This window comes from Streptomyces bobili (assembly GCF_002154575.1).
In the GTDB taxonomy this organism is placed as follows: Bacteria; Actinomycetota; Actinomycetes; order Streptomycetales; family Streptomycetaceae; genus Streptomyces; species Streptomyces bobili.
The window spans coordinates 1-22556 of the sequence record NZ_MUBA01000256.1; the positions used below are offsets into that span (position 1 = coordinate 1).

Genomic DNA, 22556 nt, shown 5'->3' on the forward strand with positions numbered 1-22556 from the left:
GAAGGAGGTGAACTCGACCTCACGGGCCAGTTCGAACCGGTCGATCGCCTTGATCAGCCCGATCGTCCCGACCTGGACGATGTCCTCCATGGAGTCGCCCCGGCCGCGGAACCGGGAGGCCGCGTACCGCACCAGCGAGAGGTTCATCTCGATCAGCGTGTTGCGCACGTACTGGTGCTCGTGCGTGCCTTCCTCAAGGACGGCGAGCCGGTCGAAGAAGGGGCGGGACAGCTCCCGCGCGTCCCGCGGACTGACCGCGGTGGGCACCTCGACGACCGGAACCCCTCCCCGCAGGTCGTCGGTGGCCTGCCCTGCTGTGGCCGTTCGTTCCTGTGCCGTCACGGCCTTCATCGCGTTCACTCCGTTCGTCGGGGCCCGCCGAACTGCCGGGGTTCGTCGAGCCGTTCGATGACGCAGTCCGTCTGCCCCCGCTTCGGCGACTCATGCCGCGACGGGCGCGTCACTGCCTCGCGGTGACGTGAACGAGCCAGCGGCCGGGACGGCACGAAGCCCCCCGAATGCGGGCACGGCGGCCGGGTATCAGGTGCTGGGGAACCCGAGAAGGGAGCAGCGTGACCATCGACAGAATCTGGTCCTATCCGGCGGACAGCGGCCATGCCGAAGGGCAGGACCTCACGGGGTACGGGGTGATCGGGACCGACGGCACCCTGGGGCACGTCGAACGAGAGGACGGCCACCACGGGATGTGGCACCTGGTCGTCGACACGGGCGTCTGGCTGTTCGGCAGAAGTGCCGTCGTCCCGGCGGGCGTCGTCACGTCCGTCGACGGGAGCGGCCGGCGGATATCCCTCTCCTGCACGGTGGACGAGGTGAAGGAGGCGCCCCGCTTCCGGACCGACAGCGAGACCATGGACCCCGCCTATCTGACGGCCGTCGCCGACTACTACCGGCGGCTCACCCCGCGCGGGACCACGACCGCGTGACCGCGGCGGTGACCATGCCATGAGGGGAGAAGAACTCGCGCCCGCCCGAGCGGTGACCGCAAGGGTGACGACCGCCGCCGCGCGGGCCCACGTCCGCGCGGCGGTGGACGCCCGCTGGAACGCGACGGCCCGGCCGGCCGTGGAGCGGGACGTCATCGACCTGCTGCTCGTGGTCTCGGAGCTGGTCGCCAACGCCGTCCGGCACGGCGGCGGCCTGGCCGGCTTCGAGGCGTCCCCGGCCGCGGACGGGATCCGGCTGTCGGTGCACGACCACAGCGACGTCGTCCCCGAGGCGGCGTACGGCCCCGGCGCCCTCCCCACCGGCCACCCACGGCAGCGGCTACGGCTGGCCGCTGATCATCCGGCTGGCCCGCGACATCAGCATCAGCCCCCGCCCCTCGGGCGGGAAGACGATCAGCGTCTTCGTGCCGATCAGGACCGACCGCGGCGAGGCCTCCTGACCCCGGCAGGCGAACGGCACCCTCGCAGCGCACCCCGGTAGAAGCGCGGCTCACCACGGGAGAAAGACGTGCACGTCCTTTCCCTCGTCCGCGGACACCACGCTCACCTGGCTGCACAGCGTGTGGATCAGATGCCAGCCGATACCGCCGCCCCCCGCGTCGGGATGGAAGGGCCGCGGGGCCGGCGCCGTCGGGTTGGTGTCGTGCAGCGTCACGTGCACCCCGTCGAAGGTGGGGCGCAGCTGCAGTACGAAAGGGCCCGGCGCGTACTGGACCGCGTTGGAGGCCAGCTCGGTGACGATCAGCACGATGTCGTGCCAGCACTCGGGCGTCGCGGGCGGGGTCGCGCGGTTGAGCGCGCGAAGGAACTCCTCCGCGGCCAGCCGCGCACCCGTCACGTCCTGCGGTTCACCCGCGAAACGGACGGTGCGGCTCGGCACGGCCCAGGAGGCCGGTGAGTCGTTACCACGGGGCTCGGTCGCCATGTCGTCGTGCGGCCCTCTGTCGCCGGACCGTCGTCCTTTCTCTCGCGGCTCACTCGTCGCCACTCCACAGGGTTCCCTGGCCGGAGCGCCCTACGCACCCGGCCCCCGGCGGCCGGGCCCGGCCACGCGGGGCGACCGGACGCCCACCCCGCGTGCCCACGACCCGCGGCCGGTCAGCGGAACACGTCGTCCGAATCGTCCCAGCTCAGCACCTCGGGCACGGCATTCTCCCGCGGCGCCCGCGTACGGGCCTGGTACATGGCCTCGATCTCGGCCGCGTAGTGCCGCACGATCGAGTCGCGGCGCAGCTTCATCGACGGCGTGAGCAACCCGTTGGCCTGGTCGAACGGCTCCGGCAGCACCCGGAAGACCCGGATCGACTCCGAGCGGGACACCGAGCTGTTGGCCGTGGCGACCGCCCGCCCGATCTCCTCCCGCAGGGCGTTCTCCTCCCGCACCTCGCGGCTGGAGCTGTCGCCCCCGTGCATCGACGGCAGGTTGCGCCGCCAGTGCGCCAGGAACTCCGGGTCCAGGGTGATCAGCGCGCCCACACAGGGCCGGTTGTCTCCCACGACCACCGCCTGATGGACGAGCGGGTGCAGCCGCAGCCGCTGCTCCAGCGCGGTCGGGGCCACGCTCTTGCCGCCGCTGGTGATGATCACGTCCTTCTTGCGGCCGGTGATGGTCAGATAGCCGTCGTGGTCGAGGTGGCCGAGGTCTCCGGTGGCCAGCCAGCCGCCCCACAGGGTGGCCCGCGTGGAGGCGTCGTCGTTGACGTAGCCCTGGAACAGCGACGGGCCGCGGACCAAAATCTCCCCGTCGTCCGCCACCTCGATCTCGGTGCCCGGCAGGGCCTGCCCGACGGTCCCCGTCTTCTCCCGGCCGTACGGCTGCATGGTGATGCCGCCGCTGGTCTCCGTCAGGCCGTAGCCGTCGTGGACGTAGATGCCGATGCCCTCGTAGAAGAGGGACAGGTCGGGGTGCAGCGGCGAGCCGCCCGATGTGCCGCGGTGCACGCGGCCGCCGAGGGTGGCGCGGAGCCTGCGGTACACCGTCCGTTCGAACAGGGCGTGCTGGAGCCGCAGGTCGAAGCCGGGGCCCGAGCCGCGCCCGAGCCGCTGCCGTTCGACGGCGGCCGCGAAGTCCCGCGCGGTCTCGGCGGCCCGCTCGAACAGCGCGCCGCGGCCCGCCTCCTGGGCCGCGCGCAGGAAGTTCTTGTAGATCTTCTCGAAGACCGACGGGACGCCGTACAGATAGGTCGGGCGGAAGGTCCGCAGCGCCTCGGCGAGCGCCTCCGCGCTCAGGTCCGGTTCGTGGCCCATCAGAATGCCGCCGCGCAGGCACAACCCCTGGATCATCAGCCCGTACACGTGCGAGAACGGCAGGAAGGCGAGGACCGACGGCTGCTGACCCGGCGGCGCCGCCGTGCTCCCCCAGCCGGCCAGCAGGGTGTCGCAGGGCGAGGCCAGACTGCGGTGGGTGAGCGCGCAGCCCAGCGGACGACCCGACGTGCCCGAGGTGTACGCGATCACCGCGGTGGAGTCCGGCAGCACGATCCGGCGCAGGGAGTCCACGGTGGTCTGCGGGATCACCTCACCGCGCCGCGCGAGTTCCTCGAACGCCCCCGCGTCGAGCTGCCAGACGTGCCGCAGGGTCGGCAGGGTCGCGCACACCGAGCCCACCGTCATCACGCTCTGCTCGTCCTCGACGACCACGCCGACGCAGCGCGCGTCCCGCAGGATCCACTCGACCTGGTCGCGGGAGGACGTCGGGTAGACGGGTACGACCTCGGCGCCCACCGCCCAGAGGGCATAGCTGAGCACCGTCCACTCGTAGCGGGTGCGCGCCATGACCGCCACCCGGTGGCCCGGCGCTATCCCCGACGCGATCAGGCCCTTGGCCAGGTCCACGACCTCGTCGCGCAGTTCGACGGCCGTCACCTCCTCCCACGGACCGGAGGAAGCGGACCGGCGCGCCAGCACCGGCAGGGTCGGGGTGCGCGCGGCTGTCTCGAAAACGCTGTCGGCGAGCCCTCCGGTCAGGGGCGAGGCGGCTGGGGGAGCGGAGGCGACGTCGCGCATGCGCTGCTCCTGACGGGTACGGGGTGTGACTCCGCCGATGAGGACAGTTATCGACGGTGGTCGAATGTAGCCCAGGCAGGAGCGCCATGTGGCCGGGAACAGATAACTATTCCGCGTTGATGATCTCGGCGGCGCCTGTTGGTGAACCCGGTGTTCGGGGGACTCGGAGAACATGACGCACATCAACCCCGACCCCGACCCGGACCGCACCACAGGACTGGAACCGGGCGGCGGCGTACCGCCGGGCGAGACCCCGCCCGCCGAGAGCAGCATGCCTGAGGCCGGGCCCCAGGAGACCCACAATCCCCCCACGGGCTGGGCCAAGGGCCCCCTCACCCTGATCCTCGTCCTCGCCGTGCTGGTCGCGGCCTTCTTCCTGGCCTACGCCCTCGTCCTCATCCTCTGATCACCGGGAACCGGCGCGGGACGTCAGCTCTGTGTGTGCCGCACGCAGGCGGTGACGACCTCGCGCAGGCTGCCCGTGTGCTCCCACACCTCCTGCTGCACGATCGCCCCGTTGCCGTGCCGCAGCAGGCCGTCGCAGCCCGTCCGGACCCGCTCCAGGTCGCCGCTGTCGGCCAGCGCCTCCGCCACATGATCGACCAGGGCCCGCACCACCGCCTCGGCGGGCGCGTGCCGCATGGTCGCCGGGTGCAGCAGATCGGCGGTCAGCCCGGACTTGGCCGCCCGCCAGTCGGCCAGCCGCAGCAGGCTCACACTGTGGTCGACCGGCTCCACACCGGCCTTCCACTCGCGGGCCGCCGTCTCGACGAGGGCGCGCACCAACGTGGCCACCAGCACGGCCGTGTCCGCGTGCAGACAGACGTCCGCGACCCGGATCTCGACCGTCGGATAGCGCGCCGACAGCCGCGCGTCGAAATAGACCATCGCCTCGTCGAGGATCGTGCCGGAGGCCACCATGTCCGCCACGCGCCGGTGGTAGCGCTCCGCCGAACCGAACAGCTCGGTCGGACCGGCCGACGGCCAGCGCTGCCACACCCGGCTGCGGTAGCTGCTGTATCCCGTCTCCTTGCCCTGCCAGAACGGCGAGTTGGCGCTCAGCGCCGACAGCACCGACAGCCACGGCCGGACCCGGTCGACGACCGCGACGCCCTCCTCGTCCGACTCCACCGACACATGGACGTGGCAGCCGCAGACGAGCTGCTCACGGGTGGCGATGCCGTACTGCTCCGCCATCCACTGGTAGCGCCGGTTCATGCCGACGGAGGGGCGCACCGGCAGCGGCGACGTCGCCAGCGCCGCCACCGTGCACCCGATCTCCCCGGCATGGCGGGCCGCCTCCCCGCGTATGCGGACGATCTCCTCGGCGAGTTCGTCCATGCCCGACTGCGGATGGGTGGCGAACTCCAGCATCTGGTTGTGCAGTTCCTTCTCGAAGACCTGCTGCTCCGCCCGGTCCCGTGCGGCGCGGGCTAGCACCGCGGCGGATCGGGCCTGCGGTTCTCCGGTCTCCGGGTCGACCAGGAGGAGTTCCTCCTCCACTCCGACGGTGCGCACGTGATGCGGCCCTCCTCCTGCCGTTGGTACGCACCCGACTGCCCCGTCGGGACCGGTTCACACGGACGTGGGCGTCAGCCAGACCGTGGCGAGCGGCGGCAGGGTGAGGGTGATCTCCCCGTTCTCCGGCTTGATTCCGTCGAGCAGCCGCACGTCGCTGCCGCCGTACCGCATGTCGTCGGTGTTGAGGGTCTCGTACCAGACGGGGATGTCGTCCGGTACGGCCATCCGGTAGTCGTGCCGGACGACGGGGGAGAAGTTGCTGACCGCGAGGAGGGGGACGCCCTCGGCGTCGTAGCGCAGGAACGCGAAGACGTTGTCCTCGGCCGCGTCGCAGAGCACCCAGCGGAAGCCGCCCGGGTCGGTGTCCCGCTGCCACAGCGCCGGCGTCGCCCGGTAGCGCGTGTTGAGGTCGCGGACCAGGTCCCGTACGCCGCGGTGGTCGGCCTCGGGGCCGTAGCCCTCGTCGAGCAGCCACCACTCGGGGCCGTGTTCCTCGGACCACTCCGCGCCCTGGGCGAACTCCTGGCCCATGAAGAGGAGTTGCTTGCCGGGGTGGGCCCACATGAAGGCGAGGTAGGCCCGGTGGTTGGCCCGCCGCTGCCACCAGTCGCCGGGCATCTTCGACACCAGCGCCTGCTTGCCGTGCACGACCTCGTCGTGCGAGATGGGCAGGACGTAGTTCTCGCTGTAGGCGTACACCATGGAGAAGGTCATCTCGTGATGGTGGTACTTGCGGTGCACCGGCTCCTTGGCGATGTACTCCAGCGAGTCGTGCATCCACCCCATGTTCCACTTCAGCCCGAACCCGAGGCCGCCGCTCTCGGTCGGCCGCGTCACCCCCTCCCAGGCGGTGGACTCCTCGGCGATGGTCACGACGCCAGGGTTACGGCGGTAGACCGTCGCGTTCATCTCCTGGAGGAACGCCTTAGCGTCCAGGTCCTCCCGGCCGCCGAACACGTTGGGCGTCCACTGTCCGGAGTCCCGCGAGTAGTCGAGGTAGAGCATGGAGGCGACGGCGTCCACCCGGAGCCCGTCCACGTGGAACTCCTCGCACCAGTACACCGCGTTGGCGACGAGGAAGTTGCGCACCTCGGTGCGACCGAAGTCGAACTCGAACGTTCCCCAGTCCGGGTGCTCGGCCCGCTGGGCGTTCCCGGGCTCGTACAGCGGATCCCCGTCGAAGCGGGCCAGCGCCCAGTCGTCCTTGGGGAAGTGGGCCGGCACCCAGTCCACGATGACGCCGATGCCCGCCCGGTGCAGCGCGTCGACGAGGTACTTGAAGTCGTCGGGAGTGCCGAGCCGGGCGGCCGGGGCGTAGAAGCCGGTGATCTGGTAACCCCAGGAACCGGAGAACGGGTGCTGGGCGACCGGCATGAACTCCACATGGGTGAAACCGAGATCGCTGACGTACGCCGGAAGCACCTCGGCGAGCTGACGGAACGTCAGTCCCGGCCGCCAGGAAGGCAGATGCACCTCGTACACCGAGAACGGCGCGACATGCACCGGCACGTCCCCCCGGTGCGCCATCCACTCGGCGTCGTCCCACTCGTAGTGCGAGGCGTGCACGATCGACGCGGTGTCCGGCGGGACCTCGGCGCACCGGGCCATCGGGTCGGCCTTGAGGAAGCGGTCGCCGTGGCGCGAGGTGATCTCGAACTTGTACCGGGTGCCCTCGCCGACCCCGGGCAGGAACAGCTCCCACACCCCGGACGAGCCGAGGGAACGCATCGGGAACGCGGTGCCGTCCCAGTACGTGAAGTCCGCGGCGAGCCGCACCCCCTGGGCGTTCGGCGCCCACACCGTGAACCGGGTGCCGGTCACGCCCTGGTGGGTCATCGGCTCGGCGCCGAGCGCCTTCCACAGCTGCTCGTGCCGGCCCTCCCGGATGAGGTGCAGATCGAGATCGCCCAGCGCCGGCAGGAACCGGTAGGGATCGTGCACCTCGCTCTCGTCGCCCTCGTACGCCACCAGCAGCGTGTACGCCGGGACCGCGGCCAGCGGCAGGACCGCGGTGAAGAGGCCGTCGCCCTCGGAGACCAGCGGGGTGCGCCGGCCGTCCACCAGGACGGCGACCGAGCGCGCGAACGGGCGCAGTGCCCGGAACAGGACGCCGCCGGGCACCGGGTGCGCTCCCAGCAGGGCGTGCGGGTCGTGGTGCGCGCCCGCCAGCAGGCGGCCCCGGTCGGCGGGGTCGAGCGCGGGCGCCACCGGCGGGCGGGGGCCGGCCGACTCGGGCAGAGATGTGTCACGCAGAGCCATCGGTCAGCCTCCTCGGACGGCGAGTCGTTCGATCGCCGCCATGGGTACGGGTAGCCAGTCGGGACGGTGCCGTGCCTCGTACAGCACCTCGTACACGGCACGGTCGGTTTCGTAGGCACGCAGCAGGGCGTGCTTCTTGCGGGGGTCCCAGCCGGCCCGCTCCGCGTAACCGGCGCAGAACGCCTCCCGGCAGCGGCGGGCCCACTCGGGACGCCAGGGACGGCGCTGCCGGGCGGCGTAGTCGAACGAGCGCAGCATGCCCGCGATGTCGCGGACCGGGGACTGCGCGCTGCGCCGCTCGGCCAGCGGCCGGGACGGTTCGCCCTCGAAGTCGATGACGAACCACTCGCGTCCGGCGTGCAGCACCTGCCCCAGGTGCAGGTCGCCGTGGATGCGCTGGGCCGGGGGGCCCGGATCGCAGGCGGCGAGCGCGCCGAAGGCGGTGGTGAGCCCGGGTACGTAGGGGCGCAGCGCCGGTACGTGGTGGGCGGCGGCCTCCAGCCGCTCGGTCATCCCGGCCGCCGTCCGGGCGTTGTCGCCGAGCGGTCCCGCGGGGAAGGCCGCGGCCAGCGCGAGGTGCACCTCGGCGGTGGCCCCGCCCAGCGCGTGGGCCTGTTGGGTGAAGTCCTCCCCGCGGGCCAGGGCGTCCAGTGCCAGCGTCCAGCCGTCGGAGGCGTCGGGCAGGAACGGCTGCAGGACACCGAGCGTCGCCTCCTGCGGATGGGTGGTGCCGTACCAGGCCACCGGGGCCGGTACCCGGCCGCATCCCTGCCCGGCCAGCGCGACCGGCACCTCCAGGTCCGGGTTCACGCCGGGCTGGATGCGCCGGAACACCTTGAGGATGAACGCGTCGCCGTAGACCAGCGACGTGTTCGACTGCTCGGCCTCCAGCAGCCGGGGCGCCAGCCCGGCCGGCACGTGGACCGACGGGTCGGACTCGAAGGACAGCGGGCCCAGCGGTCCCGGATGCCGCATGCGTTCCAGCAGCAGATGCGCCGACCGCGGGTCCTGCAGCGCGTCGTGCACGGTCAGTCCGGCCAGCGGACCCTCCTCGACCCTGCCGATCAGTGCCCGGCCCAGCCGGGGCGACAGATGCTCCTGGATGCCGAGGAGCAGCTGGTAGCAGTCACCGGGCGGGGGCGTGCCGCCCGGTGAGGGCACGCCCGACTGGCCGGTCTGCACCAGCAGATGCAGACAGCCCGGATACAGCTCCGTCATGGACAGCAGACGCAGGTCGTTGAGGGGCCGGTCCTTGCCCGCGAACCAGCGCTGCCGGGGCAGCCAGTCGCGCAGCAGCGCCCCGAGCGTCCCGGTGGAGCGGACGCCGACGACACTGCCCGGGCTCAGAGGTGCGGTCTTCTGCATGGTGACGCGTCCTTCCCTCGGCGCACGCTCACAGGCGCCGGCCGACGCGGGATGCGGCTCGGGCGAGCCGGAACCAGTAGAAACCGTGTCCCGCGAGGGTGAGCAGGTAAGGCAGTTCACCGATCGCGGGGAAGCGGACCCCGCCGAACAGCTCGACCGGGTGGCGGCCGTCGAAGCGACGCAGGTCCAGTTCGGTGGGCTGGGCGAAGCGCGAGAAGTTGTGGACGCACAGGACCAGGTCGTCCTCGTACTCGCGAAGGAAGGCGAGGACGGCCGGGTTGGAGGAGGCCAGCTCGGTGTAGGTGCCGAGGCCGAAGGCGTGGTTCTGCTTGCGGATCTCGATCATGCGGCGGGTCCAGTGCAGCAGCGAGGAGGGCGACTCCATCGAGGCCTCGACGTTGGTGACCTGGTAGCCGTAGACGGGATCCATGATCGTGGGCAGGTACAGGCGTCCCGGATCGGAGGAGGAGAAGCCCGCGTTGCGGTCCGGTGTCCACTGCATGGGGGTGCGGACGGCGTCGCGGTCGCCGAGCCAGATGTTGTCGCCCATGCCGATCTCGTCGCCGTAGTAGAGGATCGGCGAGCCGGGCAGGGAGAGCAGCAGGGCGGTGAAGAGTTCGATCTGGTTGCGGTCGTTGTCCAGGAGAGGCGCGAGCCGGCGGCGGATGCCGATGTTGGCGCGCATGCGCGGGTCCTTGGCGTACTCCGCGTACATGTAGTCGCGCTCTTCGTCGGTGACCATCTCCAGGGTCAGTTCGTCGTGGTTGCGCAGGAAGATGCCCCACTGGCAGTTCGTCGGGATGGCGGGTGTCTTGGCGAGGATCTCGGACACCGGGTAGCGGGACTCGCGGCGCACGGCCATGAAGATGCGGGGCATGACGGGGAAGTGGAACGCCATGTGGCACTCGTCGCCGCCGGAGGCGTAGTCGCCGAAGTAGTCGACGACGTCCTCGGGCCACTGGTTGGCCTCCGCGAGGAGCACGGTGTCCGGGTACTGGGCGTCGATCTCTTTACGGACCCGTTTGAGGAAGGCGTGGGAGGCGGGGAGGTTCTCGCAGTTCGTCCCCTCCCTGGCATACAGGTAGGGCACGGCGTCGAGCCGGAAGCCGTCGATGCCCAGGTCCAGCCAGAAGCGGAGGGCGGCCAGGATCTCCTCCTGCACGGCCGGGTTCTCGTAGTTGAGGTCGGGCTGGTGGGAGAAGAAGCGGTGGAAGAAGTACTGCCCCCGCACCGGGTCGTACGTCCAGTTGGAGACTTCGGTGTCGACGAAGATGATCCGGGCGTCGGCGTACTGTTTGTCGTCGTCGGCCCACATGTAGTAGTCGCCGTACGGCCCGTCGGGATCGGTCCGGGATTCCTGGAACCACGGGTGCTGGTCGCTGGTGTGGTTCATGACGAAGTCGATGATGACGCGCATGCCGCGCTGGTGGGCGGCGTCGGCGAACTCCACGAAGTCGGCGAGGTCGCCGAACTCGGGGAGTACCGAGGTGTAGTCGGAGACGTCGTAGCCGCCGTCCTTCAGCGGTGACTTGAAGAAGGGCGGCAGCCACAGGCAGTCGACGCCCAGCCACTGGAGGTAGTCGAGTTTGGCGGTGAGTCCCTTGAGGTCGCCGACGCCGTCGCCGTTGCTGTCCTGGAAGGAACGGACGAGGACCTCGTAGAAGACGGCACGTTTGAACCAGTCGGGATCGCGGTCCTTGGCCGGGGTGTCCTCGAAGGTGTCCGGGACGGGGGAGTTGACGGTCATGACGCTCGGGAGTCTCCGATCTGCGCTGTGGGTCACCGGACGTGGAACACGTGGGCCGGCGTCCGGCCGGGCTCCAGGCGCACGTAGTTCTCGCTGCTCCAGTCGTAGGTCCGGCCTGTCAGTTCGTCGTGCACGGACAGGACCGCGCCCTGGCTTCGGCCGAGGTGCGGCAGGTGCAGGGAGACGGTGGCCTCCTGGGTGTGGTGCGGGTCGAGGTTGACCACGACGAGCACGGTGTCCTCGCCCGCGCGCTTGCTGTAGGCGATGACGGAGTCGTTGTCCGTGCCGTGGAAGCGGAGGTTCCTGAGCCGGTGCAGCGCGGGATGGGCCCGGCGGATCTCGTTGAGCCGTGTGATCAGCGGGGCGATGGTGCGGCCCTCGCGTGCGGCGGCCTCCCAGTCCCGCGGCCTGAGCTGGTACTTCTCCGAGTCGAGGTACTCCTCGCTGCCCTCCTTCACCGGGGTGTTCTCGCACAGCTCGTAGCCGCTGTAGACGCCCCAGCTGGGGGAGAGGGTCGCGGCGAGCACGGCCCGCGCCTCGAAGGCGGGGCGTCCGCCGTGCTGGAGCTGGGCGTGCAGGATGTCCGGGGTGTTGGGGAAGAAGTTCGGCCGCATGTAGGAGGCCGCCTCACCGGACAGTTCGGTGAGGTACTCGGTCAGCTCCGCCTTGGTGTTGCGCCAGGTGAAGTACGTGTACGACTGCTGGAAGCCGATCTGGCCGAGGGTGCGCATCATCGCGGGCCGGGTGAACGCCTCGGCCAGGAAGATCACGTCCGGGTCGGTCCGGTTGATCTCGCCGATGACCCGCTCCCAGAAGACGACCGGCTTGGTGTGCGGGTTGTCCACCCGGAAGATCCGCACGCCGTACGACATCCAGTGCCGCAGCACCCGCAGCGTCTCCTTGACGATGCCGTTCATGTCGGCGTCGAAGGCGATCGGGTAGATGTCCTGGTACTTCTTCGGGGGGTTCTCGGCGTACGCGATCGTCCCGTCCGGCCGGTGATGGAACCACTCGGGATGCTTGTGCACCCAGGGGTGGTCCGGCGAGCACTGCAGCGCGAAGTCGAGCGCGACCTCCAGGCCCTCCTCGCGAGCCCGTTCGACGAACCATCCGAAGTCCTCCAGGGTGCCCAACTCCGGGTGCACGGCGTCGTGTCCGCCCTCCGGCGAACCGATCGCCCACGGCACACCGACGTCGTCCCGGTCGGGGGTCAGGCTGTTGTTGCGGCCCTTGCGGAAGGTCGTACCGATCGGATGGATGGGCGGGAGGTAGACGACGTCGAAGCCCATCGCGGCGATCGCGGGCAGGCGCCGGGCGGCCGTGCGGAACGTGCCGTGCGGACGTTCCGGCGTGCCCTCCGAGCGCGGGAAGAACTCGTACCAGGAGCCGTACAGCGCCCGCTCCCGCTCCACCAGCAGGGGCATGGCTGCACTGGCCGAGACGAACTCCCGGAAGGGATGGCGGGTCAGGACCTCGTCCACCTCGGGGGCCAGCGCCGCCGCATACCGTTCGGCCACCGGCAGCGAGTCGTCGAGCAGCCGCCGCGCAGCCTCCCGCACCACCGTCCGCGCCGGACCGCGCGGCGCGCGGGCCGCCGCCCGCTCGTACAGGTGCCCGCCCTCCTCCAGGACCAGACCCGTGTCGATATCGGCCGGAATCTTGATCGCCGCGTGCCGCCGCCAGGTCGTGACCGGATCGCTCCAGGCCTCCACGGTGTACGTCCAGTGGCCCACCTCGTCGAGCGTCACCTCGGCACCCCAGCGGTCGGTGCCCGGCGCGAGTTCCCGCATCGGCGTCCACGGTCCACGGCGGCCGTCCGGGCTCTTGAGGACCACGTTCGCGCCGATGGCGTCATGGCCCTCGCGAAACACCGTCGCGGTGATCTCGAACGTCTCACCGCTCACGGACTTGGCCGGCCGCCGGCCGCACTCCACGCGCGGATGGACGTCCCGCACCGGGATACGGCCGATCGCTCTGGTGGACCTCACGCTGCACCTCCGCAGTACTGAAAAAGGTTCCTGTCGCCCGCTGTCGGATGCCCCGGCCGCTGTCGGCCGGGGCACTACCGTTCCGCCGCCATGCGCAGCGTCGGCCGGGTCGCCGCGATCCGTGCGACGCCGCTCCTGCGGGTCGCCCCGCCGCGCAGCAGCCGGGTGTCCGCGCCCGCGCGCAGGTACTGCTCGGCGGCGTCCGCGGCCTCGCGCGCGCAGCGCTTGCCCATCAGCACGCACAGGGTGTAGCCGCAGTCCTCGAAGGTGGCCCGCACCGCGCGGTCGCCCGGCCGCGCGAGCATCACGCGTTCCCAGGCGCGGTAACTGCGCAGACGTCTGGCGACTTCGGTCTTCGCTGGTAGCAGCATGGCGCTGTTCACCTTCCGGGAGTTCGAGAGGTACGTCGCCCCGCGGCGAGCGGGTCGGCCATGTAAGCAGAGGTGCGAAACCGTCAAACCTCCCGAGGCCTTCACTTATGGTGCACGGCCGACCACCCAACGTCCTGTTGGATCTTGATTGTGGTGCGCTCGTGTTGCACGAATGGCGTAGCAGCCCCACTGTGGTTGTGACTCAGGAGCGATCAACGCTCACGCTTCGTGTTCGGGGCTCGGCCCGTCGGGCCGGGAAGGGGCGGAGCCTCGCCGGTGAGGAGACGAACGAGATGAAGACCGCAGTGCCCTGCTACTACCACCTCGACGTGGACGTGAGCCCGGACCGGGTCGGACAGGTCAGGCGCATCCTGGCCGCACACCTGAAGTACTGGGACCTCGAAACACTGGTCGAACCCGTATGCGGTGGAACCGAGATGCTGCTCCGGGCCATCGACGAGCACGCCACGGACAAGCACACCTCCATCGAGCTGTGGTGGAACGGCCAGCACCTGATCACGGCAGTCGGCGGCGACGACCGGGACCTGCGCCCGGACCAGGACCTGCGCGGCTGCCTGGAGCGCATCGCCGCCATGAGTGACGGCTGGGGCTGCTGCACCACCGACACCGGCAGCAAGGTCATCTGGTTCTCGCAGCGGGCCCGCGCCGGTGAACGCGTCCCGCTCGTGCCGACCCTCCCGGAAGGCGACCTGAGCGAGATGCTCCAGGTGCCGCGCGAACTGCCCGTCGCGGCCCTCGCCGCCGCCGAACAGACGCACGGCGTCCTGGAGGGCGCACGGTGACCTCCCGGACGTACCGGAACGCAGGGGTGCCCGCCTGGAGCGGGCGCCCCTACCCGTTGGGCGCCGACTTCGACGGGAACGGCACCAACTTCGCCCTGTTCAGCGAGGTCGCGCACCGCGTCGACCTCATCCTCTTCGACGATGACGGCAGCAGCAGCCGCAGTGTGCCGCTGACCGAGGTCGACGGCTTCGTCTGGCACGTCTATCTGCCGGGGGTCGGCCCCGGCAGGCGCTACGGCTACCGGGTGCACGGCCCCTGGGACCCGGCCGCCGGTCACCGCTGCAACCCGGCCAAGCTGCTCCTCGACCCCTACGCGCGCGCCGTCGACGGGCAGATCGACAACCACGCCTCACTGTTCGAGCGGGCCGGGGACCGCCCCGACCCCGCGGACAGCGCCGGGCACACCCTGCTCGGCGTGGTCACCGACCCGGCCTTCGACTGGGGCGACGACCGGCCGCCGCAGCGCTCCTACGCCGACACGGTGATCTACGAGGCCCATGTGCGGGGCATGACCCGCACCCACCCCGACGTCCCGCCGGAACTGCGCGGCACCTACGCCGGACTCGCCCACCCCGCGGTGACCGGGCACCTCACCTCACTGGGTGTGACCGCAATCGAACTGATGCCCGTCCACCAGTTCGTGCAGGACGGCGTCCTGACGGACCGGGGCCTGTCCAACTACTGGGGCTACAACACCATCGGCTTCTTCGCCCCGCACAACGCCTACGCCGCCCACGGCACCCGCGGCGAGCAGGTCACCGAGTTCAAGACGATGGTGAAGGAACTGCACGCGGCCGGCCTCGAAGTGATCCTCGACGTCGTCTACAACCACACCGCCGAGGGCAACGAGAAGGGCCCCACGCTGTCCTTCCGCGGCATCGACAACTCCTCGTACTACCGCCTCGTCGACGGCGACTGGTCGCACTACTACGACACCACCGGCACCGGCAACAGTCTGCTGATGCGGCACCCCTACGTCCTTCAGCTGATCATGGACTCGCTGCGGTACTGGGTGACCGAGATGCACGTCGACGGCTTCCGCTTCGACCTCGCGGCCACCCTGGCCCGCCAGTTCCACGAGGTGTCCCGGCTGTCGGCGTTCTTCGACCTGATCCAGCAGGACCCGGTGATCAGCCGCGTGAAGCTGATCGCCGAGCCGTGGGACGTCGGCGAGGGCGGCTACCAGGTGGGCAACTTCCCGCCCCTGTGGTCGGAGTGGAACGGCCGTTACCGCGACACCGTCCGGGACTTCTGGCGGACCGAACCGGGCTCGCTCGGTGAGTTCGCCTCCCGCCTGACCGGCTCCTCCGACCTCTACGCCCACAGCCGGCGCCGCCCCCGCGCCAGCGTCAACTTCGTCACCGCGCACGACGGGTTCACCCTGCGCGACCTCGTCTCCTACAACGACAAGCACAACGAGGCCAACGGCGAGGGCAACCGGGACGGCGAGAGCAGCAACCGCTCCTGGAACTGCGGGACGGAGGGCGACACCGACGATCCGGCCGTGCTCGAACTCCGCGCCCGCCAGCAGCGCAACCTCCTCGCCACGCTGCTGCTGTCACAAGGCATCCCGATGATCTGCCACGGCGACGAGCTGGGCCGCACCCAGCGCGGCAACAACAACGCCTACTGCCAGGACAACTTGGTCTCCTGGATCGACTGGCGGCCGGCCCGGGAGCGGCGCGACCTCGTCGACTTCACCCGGCGGCTCATCGCCCTGCGGTCCTCCCACCCGGTGCTGCGGCGGCGCCGCTTCTTCCGCGGCGAGACCGTCACCCACGCCGGCCAGCCCCTGCCCGACCTGGTGTGGCTGCTGCCGGACGCCCGCGAGATGGCCGATCGCGACTGGCAGCGCTCCGACGCGCACTGCGTGGGCGTGTTCCTCAACGGCGACGCCATCGCCGAACCCGATCCACGCGGCCGGCCCGTCGTCGACGACTCGTTCCTGCTGCTGCTCAACAGCTACTGGGAGCCTGTCGTGTTCCGGCTGCCCGGCGCCGAGTACGGGGAGCGCTGGGCGGTCTGCGTCGACACCGTGGAGCCGGACGGCGGACCGGACGAGACGGAGTACAAGGCGGGCGCCGAGGTGACGGTGGAGGCCCGCAGCCTCGTCGTGCTCTCCCGTCCGCCCCGCCGCTCCGAGTAGCGGCGGATCAGCGGGCGGCCTGCGCGGTCACCGTGAACTGGGCGCCGTCGGGGTCACGCAGTACGGCCTCGTCGGCGCCCTTGACCAGCACACTGCCGCCGTGCCGCTCGGCGTCCCGTGCGCAGGCCGCCACGTCCGGCACCGCGAAGTGGACCTGCCAGTGCGGCCGGATCGTCGGATCGGGAGCCGCCTCCAGGGCGCCCGACTCGATCCGGGCCACCACACCGCCCTGGCTGCGCAGCACGACCTCGCCGCCCTCGTAGTGCACCTCGCAGCAGCCCGGCCGGTCGCTCGCCCAGTCGAGGATCTCGCCGTAGAAGATGGCGGAGTCGAAGGCGTTGCGGGTGTGCAGCCGGATGAAGGCGGGGGCCGCCGTCCGCCAGGCCTCCCAGTTGCCGATCAGCTCGCCCTCCCAGACGCCGAAGGTCGCGCCGTCGCGGTCGGCCAGCAGCGCCGCCCGGCCGGGCGGCAGCGAGATCGGCCCGACGGCGACCGTGCCGCCCCGCTCCCGCGCCCGCGAGGCCGCCACGTCCGCACTGGCCACGGCGAAGTACGGCGTCCAGGCCACCGCCATCTGCCACACCGAGGCGACGGCGGCGATGCCGGCCACCGGGACGCCGTTCACCAGAGCCGTGCGGAAGTGGTCGCCGAGGCTGCCCCGGCGCCACTCCCAGCCGAGGACGGCACCGTAGAACCTCTGGGTGGCCTCCATGTCCCGGCTGGTGAGGCTCACCCAGCAGGGGGCGCCGAACACGGAGTGGGTGGAGACGACCTCCTTCGCACCGGAGGCGGCGTAAGAGCGGTGATGGTTCATGGCACTCGCGTTCCTGGTCGATCGGCGGCGGCCGGTGGCTCTGGCACCAGTGTCCTGCCGGACCCTGCCACGGCGCCTGCCGAGTGACCCGGTGGCACGATGGAGGTGTGCCACGAGTACCGCGGGAATCCCGCGACGAAACGGACCGGATCGCCGCACTCCAGCAGGAGGTCGGTCAGCTGCGGGACGCCGTGGCCTCCCACGCTGTCGTGGACCAGGCGATCGGGGTGATCGTCGCCCTGGGCCGGATGACTCCGGACGGCGGATGGACGGTGCTGAGAGAGGTCTCCCAGCACACGAACATCAAACTGCGCAATGTCGCGGAGCTGATCCTCTTCTGGGGCCGCAGCGGGCGGATCCCCGAGGAGATCCGCGCGGAGCTGGAGGACGCGGTGGACCGTCACAGCCCCCCGCAGATTCCCGGCGCGCCCCCGCTGGACTGACGGCCGACCGGGTGACGTGAGAGGACCGGCTCCGCGGTACGCCGCGTCAGTGGGCTCCGGCGGCTATCTCCTCGCGCAGCCGCTCGAAGCAGCCGCTCAGCAGCCGTGAGACGTGCATCTGTGAGATGCCGAGCTGCTCGGCGATGCTGCTCTGTGTCATACCGCCGAAGAAGCGCAGGTACAGGATGGTCCGCTCGCGTTCCGGCAGGGCCCGCAGGCACGGCGCGACGGCCACCCGGTCGACGACGGTGTCGTATCCGGGGTCCGGGGCGCCCAGGGCGTCCTCCAGCGCGTAGCCGTCGGTGCCGGGCATCTCGGCCTCCAGCGACAGTGCCGAGAAGCACTCCAGTGCCTCCATCCCGGTGCGGACCTCGTCCTCGGTCAGGTGCGCGTACTCCGCGATCTCGGCGAGGGTCGGGGCGCGTCCCGACGTGGTCTGGGAGAGGTCCTTCGCGGCGTGCCGTACCCGGTTGCGCAGGTCCTGGACCCGGCGCGGGACGTGCAGCGTCCACATGTGGTCGCGGAAGTGGCGCTTGATCTCGCCGGTGATCGTGGGCACCGCGTACGCCTCGAAGGCGCGGCCGCGCTCCGGGTCGTAGTGGTCGACGGCCTTCACCAGTCCGAGGGCCGCCACCTGGTAGAGGTCTTCGAGGGACTCGCCGCGCCCGCGGAAGCGGACGGCGATGCGTTCGGCCATGGGCAGCCACAGCCGGACCAGTTCGTCGCGGAGCGCCTGGCGCTCGGGGCTGTCGGGGAGCTCGGCGAGCCGGGCGAAGGAATCGGCGGTGTCCGGGGCGTCGTCGTGGGGGTGCTGCTTCGTTCTGACGGTGGTACGCATCGCGCGCGCCTCCCTCAGGCAGGTGCCGGTGGATGGACGGACACCGTGGGAGGCGCGCTCGGACCTGGCGGAGTACCCGGGGCCGGCCCGTTCGGCGGGCTCCTACGGAGGTGCCTCCTGTCCGAAGCACTTGTGACCAGATTCCCGCTCTGCGGCGTTCTAAAACAGTTCATCCTCTTTGCGCTGTTAGTGGTGATTGCTTCCCTGTTCAGCCCCTAGTTTCTCGCCTGTTTCCCGGCGGGCCGGACGCATCGTGCCCCGGCTGCGGGACGGGAAGCGCCGGCGCCCGGACCGCGTCCGGGGACGTCCGCCGATCTCTGCGGGGACGTGATGTGCGGCACGCCCGCCGGGCCGCCCGCGCGGCCCGGAACGGAATTCTTCCTGCGCACGGCTTGATCGCCGATCACCGGGGATGAATCCCCTGGCCACGGCGCATTCCGCTCATTTGACAGTCCGCTGAGCCCACGGATAGGAAGCAGCCGGTAGAAGTCGAGAGGTGGACTGTGTACGAGCCGAACGTGGTCGGGGACTGGCACGAGTACGACGAGCATGCCGGCCTGCGCGTCCGCGTCCACCGTCTGGAGCAGGCGGAGCCGCCCCGGGGACGCGACGACGCCGCCGAAGGACTGACGTACTTCACCCTGCGGGTGACCGTCGAGAACCGGGGCGAGCAGAGTTTCGGCGTCCACCTGGAGGACGGGCAGATCGACGTGCGGATCGGGCCCGACGGGGAGAGCGCCTTCATCGACTGGCGCAACTCCCAGTTCATCGAGGGCTTCGACATCTACCCGCTGCGCCGCGCCACCGCCGTCCTGTACGCCGCCGGACCCGAGGCAGCGCTCGCACAGATCGACGTGCAGATCCAGTTGCGCGTCGACGAGGAGTGGGCCGGGCGGCGCATGTGGGTCGGCGGCGTCGGCCTGCAGGAGGGACCCGCCGGGGCGCCCGCCGCGGTCCGCGACAGCCTGGCCCGCCAGGTGAGCAAGTTCCTGCGCGACCAGGCCGCCGAAGAGGGCACCGGCACCGCCTGACGCGCCGCCCGGCGCACCGCCCGCTCAGTGCGGGATGCCGTCGATGATCTCGCGGGCGCCCTGGCGCAGGAGCGCGACAGCCACCGAGGTGCCGAGCGTGGCCGGGTCGAGGCGGCCCGCCCACTCGTGGGCGTTGAGCCGGGTCTTGCCGTCCGGGGTGAACACGCAGGCCCGCAGCGAGAGTTCGCCGCCGCGGTCCACCCGGGCGAACCCGGCGATGGGGCTGTTGCAGTGGCCTTGCAGGACGTGCAGGAACATCCGCTCGGCGGTGGCCTCCCGATGGGTGGCCGGGTCACCGAGCCCGCTGACGACGTCGATCAGCTCGCTGTCGCCCTCCCGGCACTGGAGGGCGAGGATGCCCGCGCCGATCGGCGGCATCATCGTCTCCGGCGACAGGATCTCGCTGATCACGTCCGGCCGGCCGATGCGCTCCAGGCCCGCCGCCGCGAGCAGCAGCGCGTCCGCCTCGCCCGCCGCGAGCTTCGCCAGCCGCCGGTTGGCGTTGCCGCGGAACGGCACGCACTCCAGGTGCGGATGGGTCGCGGCCAGTTGGGCGACCCGGCGCACCGAGGAGGTGCCGATCCGCGTCCCCGCCGGGAGTTCGTCGAGGGTCAGCCCGCCCGGGTGGACGAGGGCGTCGCGGATGTCGTCGCGCTTCAGGAACGCCGCGAACACCGTGCCGGCCGGGAGAGGCCGGTCCGCCGGGACGTCCTTGACGCAGTGCACCGCCAGGTCGGCCTGGCCTGCCAGCAGCGCCGCGTCGACCTCCTTGGTGAACGCGCCCTTCCCCTCGACCTGGGACAGGTCCCCCATCCACTTGTCGCCCGTCGTCTTCACGGGGACGACCTCGGTGCGCACACCGGGATGCAGGGCGGCCAACTCGGCGCGGACACGCTCCACCTGGGCGAGGGCCATGGGCGAGTCACGGGAGACGATGCGGATCAGTTCCGGAACGGACATGCGGGACACGATAGACCCTCGGGAGGGTCACCGTTCGACGGTCAGGGTGAAGCGCGTCTTCTCCTGGGCGCGGGCGCCGAGACGGTCGTAGAAGCGGATCGCGCCCTCGTTCCAGGTGGGGGTCTGCCATTGGATCTCGGTGAGGCCGAGGGTGCGGGCCTCGGCGGTCACCGCGTCCATCAGGAGCGCGCCGAGGCCGAGGCCGCGCTGTCCGGGGACGAGGAACAGGCAGTCCATGTGCAGGTATTCGAGGCCGTCCCAGGTGGACAGCGCGGGCACGCAGGTCGCGTAGCCGACGACCTCGCCGTCGGGCGACTCGGCGACCAGGCAGCGCAACCGGAGGGCGGAGGTGCCGAACAGCAGTGCGTTCAGGCGTGCGGCGAGGTCGGTGGCAGGGGGTGCGGCGCGCTCGTACTCGGCGTGCCGGCGGGCCAGTTCGGCCACCCGGGACAGGTCGTCGGGGCGGGCGTGGCGCACCACGGGGGCGTCGCTCATCGCACGGCACCGGCGTAGGTGTCCGCGCTCCACGCGGTGAGACGGCCGGGCAGCGGGCCGGTCCCCGACAGGACGTGCCGGGAGAACGCGTCCCGCTCGTGCGCGAGCAGCACCGCCTCCCACACACAGGGCGCGAGTCCCGCGCGGCCGGGGCGCAGTGACTCGGGCCGGCCCGCGGGGCCCGCGAAGATCGCGAGGTCGGCCATGTCACCCTCGATCCAGGTGTGCAGCAGCACGTAGTCGCCGTCGCCGCCCGCGTGCACGAGCAGCACCGACAGACCGAGTGAGCCCCGCTCCCGGCCGAGCGCGAGATGGCCCGCGGCGATCCGCAGCGACGCCTCCGCGTCGGCCTCGGCGACCGTGCGGCCGGGCGCCTCCAGCGCGTACGTCTTCACGAGGTGACCGGCCGCCTCAAGGGTCCCCAAGGGCCGTGCCGCACGGTCGTGGTGGCCCTCGGCCAGGGCGAGCAGGCCCGCCGCGTCGACGGCGGACGGCAGTTCCTTCGCAAGATCCATACGGTCATCATCGGACGCCGGGGCCTGATCACGCCAGGGCGGCGGACCGGCCCCGGTCGCCGGGTCACGCGTACGCGTCGAAGGTGACGCCCGACGGCTTCGCCGAGTTGAGGTGGTTGCCGAAGCTGCCGTCCTTGAGGCCGAAGCTGGCGCTGCCGAAGTTGTAGGCGCTCAACTTGTCGCGCACGCCCGCCGGGTAGCCGTTCCAGCCGACCAGCGGCGGGTACTGCCAGGTGCCCTTGTGGTTCTCCGGCGGCTCGTCGCCCGCGCCGGCCAGCCGGAAGCAGTGCGTGCTGATGCCGTCCTTGTGGTAGACGACCTTCGCGTGCGTGCCGTCGAAGCGGACGCCGGAGGCGGCGGTGACGGTGAACGAGCCGTGGTTGGACGTCGAGACGTACTTCACCGCGTTGTCCTGCACCCACACCACGACGTGCTCCCAGTCGTGGCGGTGCCCGCCGATGCTGCTGCCCGCTATCGCCTGGTCCTTCTCGAAGTACAGGCCGTACAGGTAGGCGCACCAGCCGTTGTTGCACTTGTAGCGGGAGTAGCTGTTGGTGTTGTCGAGGTCCGAGGCGTCCCGGCAGCTGCCGTTGAGGGCACCGGTCGGGTTGAGGCCGCCGTTGACCGTCCCGTCGGGGCCGATCGCGGGGGTGGAGTAGCAGCCGTCCGTGTCGTAGTCGAACGCCGGCAGATACGCGCGCTCGCCCGCTTCGGCGTTGGCCGTCAGGGCGGTGGGCGGGGCGGCGTAGGCGACCGTGGGGACGGCGACGACGAGCGCGGCGGCACCGGCGAATCCGGTGAGCCATCTCCTGCGGTGCTTCGTGAACGTGGGTGACGACACTGCGTCCTCCTCAGGACCGGGCGCAGCCGAACGGCTGTGGGGAGAAAGGGGAGTTCAGCTTCCCCGATCTTCACTTCCGCGCCAAGGGGTCGCGGGCGTCCCGGTGGTGAAGCGCAGGCCAATGGCGGGAGACGTGGCGGCGTGTCAGGAGCCGGGCGGGGCGGGGAGGTCGGCCGCCGACTCCTCGGGCGTCAGGTCGGTGCGCAGCCGCAGCCAGGACGGCTGGCGCAGCATCCCCGCCCGGGTACGGGTGCTGTAGCGGACCTCGCCGACCAGTTCGGGCCGGACCCAGCGGGCGCCAGGCGCCGCCGGTACCGCGTCGAAGGGGCACGACCCGGTCGCGGCCTCCCGCAGCAGCGCGGCCAGTTCGGTGCGCTCGGCCTCGCTCCAGCCGGTGCCCACGCTGCCGACGTAGCGCAGGCCGCTCCCGGCGCGCTGGCCGACCAG

General features: G+C 71.2%; 23 protein-coding genes. 7 read left to right on the forward strand and 16 right to left on the reverse strand.

Translation table 11 applies throughout. The annotated features are described in order from the left end of the window. A partial coding sequence (locus tag BZL64_RS21165) for a sigma factor (RefSeq protein ID WP_279634607.1) occupies nt 1-351 on the reverse strand: 351 nt, incomplete at its 3' end. A 221-nt stretch (nt 352-572) separates the two neighbouring features. Here BZL64_RS21165 and BZL64_RS21170 point away from each other — a divergent pair. Beyond that, entirely contained in the window at nt 573-944 is a 372-nt protein-coding gene (locus BZL64_RS21170; protein WP_086770775.1) for a hypothetical protein, read from the forward strand. 19 nt (nt 945-963) lie between these two features. Beyond that, on the forward strand, nt 964-1446 hold the full coding sequence (locus BZL64_RS21175; RefSeq protein ID WP_341868819.1) for a hypothetical protein: 483 nt from the start codon (nt 964-966) through the stop codon (nt 1444-1446). A 9-nt stretch (nt 1447-1455) separates the two neighbouring features. Here BZL64_RS21175 and BZL64_RS21180 read toward each other — a convergent pair whose 3' ends face one another. Together BZL64_RS21180 and BZL64_RS21185 are read right to left on the reverse strand one after the other, a co-directional pair. Next, nucleotides 1456-1890: an ATP-binding protein gene (locus tag BZL64_RS21180; RefSeq protein ID WP_086770776.1), complete on the reverse strand. Its 435-nt coding sequence runs from the start codon at nt 1888-1890 to the stop codon at nt 1456-1458. A gap of 173 nt (nt 1891-2063) precedes the next feature. Then, on the reverse strand, nt 2064-3971 hold the full coding sequence (locus tag BZL64_RS21185) for an AMP-dependent synthetase/ligase (protein ID WP_086770777.1): 1908 nt from the start codon (nt 3969-3971) through the stop codon (nt 2064-2066). Nucleotides 3972-4143: 172 nt separating this feature from the next. Between BZL64_RS21185 and BZL64_RS21190 the strand changes: the two genes are divergently transcribed. Further along, on the forward strand, nt 4144-4377 hold the full coding sequence (locus tag BZL64_RS21190) for a DUF6480 family protein (protein WP_086770778.1): 234 nt from the start codon (nt 4144-4146) through the stop codon (nt 4375-4377). A 23-nt stretch (nt 4378-4400) separates the two neighbouring features. Here BZL64_RS21190 and BZL64_RS21195 read toward each other — a convergent pair whose 3' ends face one another. The 6 genes from BZL64_RS21195 to BZL64_RS21220 all read right to left on the reverse strand — a co-directional run bounded on the left by BZL64_RS21195 (nt 4401) and on the right by BZL64_RS21220 (nt 13222). Further along, nucleotides 4401-5489, reverse strand: coding sequence for a glutamate--cysteine ligase 2 (locus BZL64_RS21195; RefSeq protein WP_086770779.1), 1089 nt, complete (start codon nt 5487-5489; stop codon nt 4401-4403). Nucleotides 5490-5546: 57 nt separating this feature from the next. Further along, nucleotides 5547-7751, reverse strand: a complete 2205-nt coding sequence (gene glgB / locus BZL64_RS21200) for a 1,4-alpha-glucan branching enzyme (RefSeq protein ID WP_086770780.1) — start codon at nt 7749-7751, stop codon at nt 5547-5549. A gap of 3 nt (nt 7752-7754) precedes the next feature. Next, complete coding sequence (locus BZL64_RS21205; protein ID WP_086770781.1) at nt 7755-9116, reverse strand: maltokinase N-terminal cap-like domain-containing protein; 1362 nt, start codon at nt 9114-9116, stop codon at nt 7755-7757. Nucleotides 9117-9144: 28 nt separating this feature from the next. After that, nucleotides 9145-10863: a maltose alpha-D-glucosyltransferase gene (treS, locus tag BZL64_RS21210; protein ID WP_086770782.1), complete on the reverse strand. Its 1719-nt coding sequence runs from the start codon at nt 10861-10863 to the stop codon at nt 9145-9147. 32 nt (nt 10864-10895) lie between these two features. Then, nucleotides 10896-12851, reverse strand: a complete 1956-nt coding sequence (locus BZL64_RS21215; RefSeq protein WP_086770783.1) for an alpha-1,4-glucan--maltose-1-phosphate maltosyltransferase — start codon at nt 12849-12851, stop codon at nt 10896-10898. A 74-nt stretch (nt 12852-12925) separates the two neighbouring features. Further along, on the reverse strand, nt 12926-13222 hold the full coding sequence (locus BZL64_RS21220; protein ID WP_086770784.1) for a DUF5133 domain-containing protein: 297 nt from the start codon (nt 13220-13222) through the stop codon (nt 12926-12928). Nucleotides 13223-13515: 293 nt separating this feature from the next. Between BZL64_RS21220 and BZL64_RS21225 the strand changes: the two genes are divergently transcribed. Both BZL64_RS21225 and glgX read left to right on the forward strand, forming a co-directional pair. Further along, nucleotides 13516-14025, forward strand: a complete 510-nt coding sequence (locus tag BZL64_RS21225) for a pep a2 (protein ID WP_086770785.1) — start codon at nt 13516-13518, stop codon at nt 14023-14025. Next, nucleotides 14022-16172 carry a glycogen debranching protein GlgX gene (gene glgX / locus BZL64_RS21230; RefSeq protein WP_086770786.1) on the forward strand — a complete coding sequence of 717 codons (2151 nt, stop codon included), beginning with the start codon at nt 14022-14024 and terminating at the stop codon, nt 16170-16172. The genes BZL64_RS21225 and glgX overlap by 4 nt, the downstream gene beginning before the upstream one ends. Before the next feature lie 7 nt (nt 16173-16179). Here the strand turns inward: glgX and BZL64_RS21235 are convergent, their stop codons facing one another. Continuing rightward, nucleotides 16180-16986 carry a VOC family protein gene (locus BZL64_RS21235; protein ID WP_086770787.1) on the reverse strand — a complete coding sequence of 269 codons (807 nt, stop codon included), beginning with the start codon at nt 16984-16986 and terminating at the stop codon, nt 16180-16182. Nucleotides 16987-17093: 107 nt separating this feature from the next. Here BZL64_RS21235 and BZL64_RS21240 point away from each other — a divergent pair, with 107 nt between their 5' ends. Next, nucleotides 17094-17429 carry an ANTAR domain-containing protein gene (locus BZL64_RS21240; RefSeq protein WP_086770788.1) on the forward strand — a complete coding sequence of 112 codons (336 nt, stop codon included), beginning with the start codon at nt 17094-17096 and terminating at the stop codon, nt 17427-17429. A gap of 46 nt (nt 17430-17475) precedes the next feature. Here BZL64_RS21240 and BZL64_RS21245 read toward each other — a convergent pair whose 3' ends face one another. Beyond that, a complete protein-coding gene (locus BZL64_RS21245; protein ID WP_086770789.1) occupies nt 17476-18267 on the reverse strand; it encodes an RNA polymerase sigma factor SigF in 792 nt (263 codons plus the stop codon). Between the two features lie 503 nt (nt 18268-18770). Here BZL64_RS21245 and BZL64_RS21250 point away from each other — a divergent pair. Next, nucleotides 18771-19298, forward strand: coding sequence for a hypothetical protein (locus tag BZL64_RS21250; RefSeq protein WP_086770790.1), 528 nt, complete (start codon nt 18771-18773; stop codon nt 19296-19298). A 24-nt stretch (nt 19299-19322) separates the two neighbouring features. Here the strand turns inward: BZL64_RS21250 and hemC are convergent, their stop codons facing one another. The 5 genes from hemC to BZL64_RS21275 form a co-directional block, all read right to left on the reverse strand. Continuing rightward, nucleotides 19323-20258 (reverse strand): hydroxymethylbilane synthase, encoded by a 936-nt coding sequence (gene hemC / locus BZL64_RS21255; protein WP_086770791.1) that lies wholly within the window; start codon nt 20256-20258, stop codon nt 19323-19325. 27 nt (nt 20259-20285) lie between these two features. Further along, on the reverse strand, nt 20286-20753 hold the full coding sequence (locus tag BZL64_RS21260; RefSeq protein ID WP_086770792.1) for a GNAT family N-acetyltransferase: 468 nt from the start codon (nt 20751-20753) through the stop codon (nt 20286-20288). Then, nucleotides 20750-21268 carry a hypothetical protein gene (locus BZL64_RS21265; RefSeq protein ID WP_086770793.1) on the reverse strand — a complete coding sequence of 173 codons (519 nt, stop codon included), beginning with the start codon at nt 21266-21268 and terminating at the stop codon, nt 20750-20752. The genes BZL64_RS21260 and BZL64_RS21265 overlap by 4 nt, the downstream gene beginning before the upstream one ends. A gap of 64 nt (nt 21269-21332) precedes the next feature. Further along, the gene (locus BZL64_RS21270; RefSeq protein WP_086770794.1) at nt 21333-22109 is read right to left on the reverse strand and encodes an NPP1 family protein; all 777 of its coding nucleotides are present in this window, start codon (nt 22107-22109) and stop codon (nt 21333-21335) included. Nucleotides 22110-22253: 144 nt separating this feature from the next. Then, a partial coding sequence (locus tag BZL64_RS21275) for an ATP dependent DNA ligase (RefSeq protein WP_483025102.1) occupies nt 22254-22556 on the reverse strand: 303 nt, incomplete at its 5' end.

Coding starts and splice junctions, on each gene's coding strand:
- BZL64_RS21190 (WP_086770778.1), top strand. CDS start 4,144: ATGACGCACATCAACCCCGACCCCGACCCGGACCGCACCACAGGACTG.
- hemC (WP_086770791.1), bottom strand. CDS start 20,258: ATGTCCGTTCCGGAACTGATCCGCATCGTCTCCCGTGACTCGCCCATG.
- BZL64_RS21245 (WP_086770789.1), bottom strand. CDS start 18,267: ATGCGTACCACCGTCAGAACGAAGCAGCACCCCCACGACGACGCCCCG.
- treS (WP_086770782.1), bottom strand. CDS start 10,863: ATGACCGTCAACTCCCCCGTCCCGGACACCTTCGAGGACACCCCGGCC.
- BZL64_RS21225 (WP_086770785.1), top strand. CDS start 13,516: ATGAAGACCGCAGTGCCCTGCTACTACCACCTCGACGTGGACGTGAGC.
- glgB (WP_086770780.1), bottom strand. CDS start 7,751: ATGGCTCTGCGTGACACATCTCTGCCCGAGTCGGCCGGCCCCCGCCCG.
- BZL64_RS21185 (WP_086770777.1), bottom strand. CDS start 3,971: ATGCGCGACGTCGCCTCCGCTCCCCCAGCCGCCTCGCCCCTGACCGGA.
- BZL64_RS21235 (WP_086770787.1), bottom strand. CDS start 16,986: ATGAACCATCACCGCTCTTACGCCGCCTCCGGTGCGAAGGAGGTCGTC.
- BZL64_RS21260 (WP_086770792.1), bottom strand. CDS start 20,753: ATGAGCGACGCCCCCGTGGTGCGCCACGCCCGCCCCGACGACCTGTCC.
- BZL64_RS21175 (WP_341868819.1), top strand. CDS start 964: ATGAGGGGAGAAGAACTCGCGCCCGCCCGAGCGGTGACCGCAAGGGTG.
- BZL64_RS21205 (WP_086770781.1), bottom strand. CDS start 9,116: ATGCAGAAGACCGCACCTCTGAGCCCGGGCAGTGTCGTCGGCGTCCGC.
- BZL64_RS21180 (WP_086770776.1), bottom strand. CDS start 1,890: ATGGCGACCGAGCCCCGTGGTAACGACTCACCGGCCTCCTGGGCCGTG.
- BZL64_RS21220 (WP_086770784.1), bottom strand. CDS start 13,222: ATGCTGCTACCAGCGAAGACCGAAGTCGCCAGACGTCTGCGCAGTTAC.
- BZL64_RS21265 (WP_086770793.1), bottom strand. CDS start 21,268: ATGGATCTTGCGAAGGAACTGCCGTCCGCCGTCGACGCGGCGGGCCTG.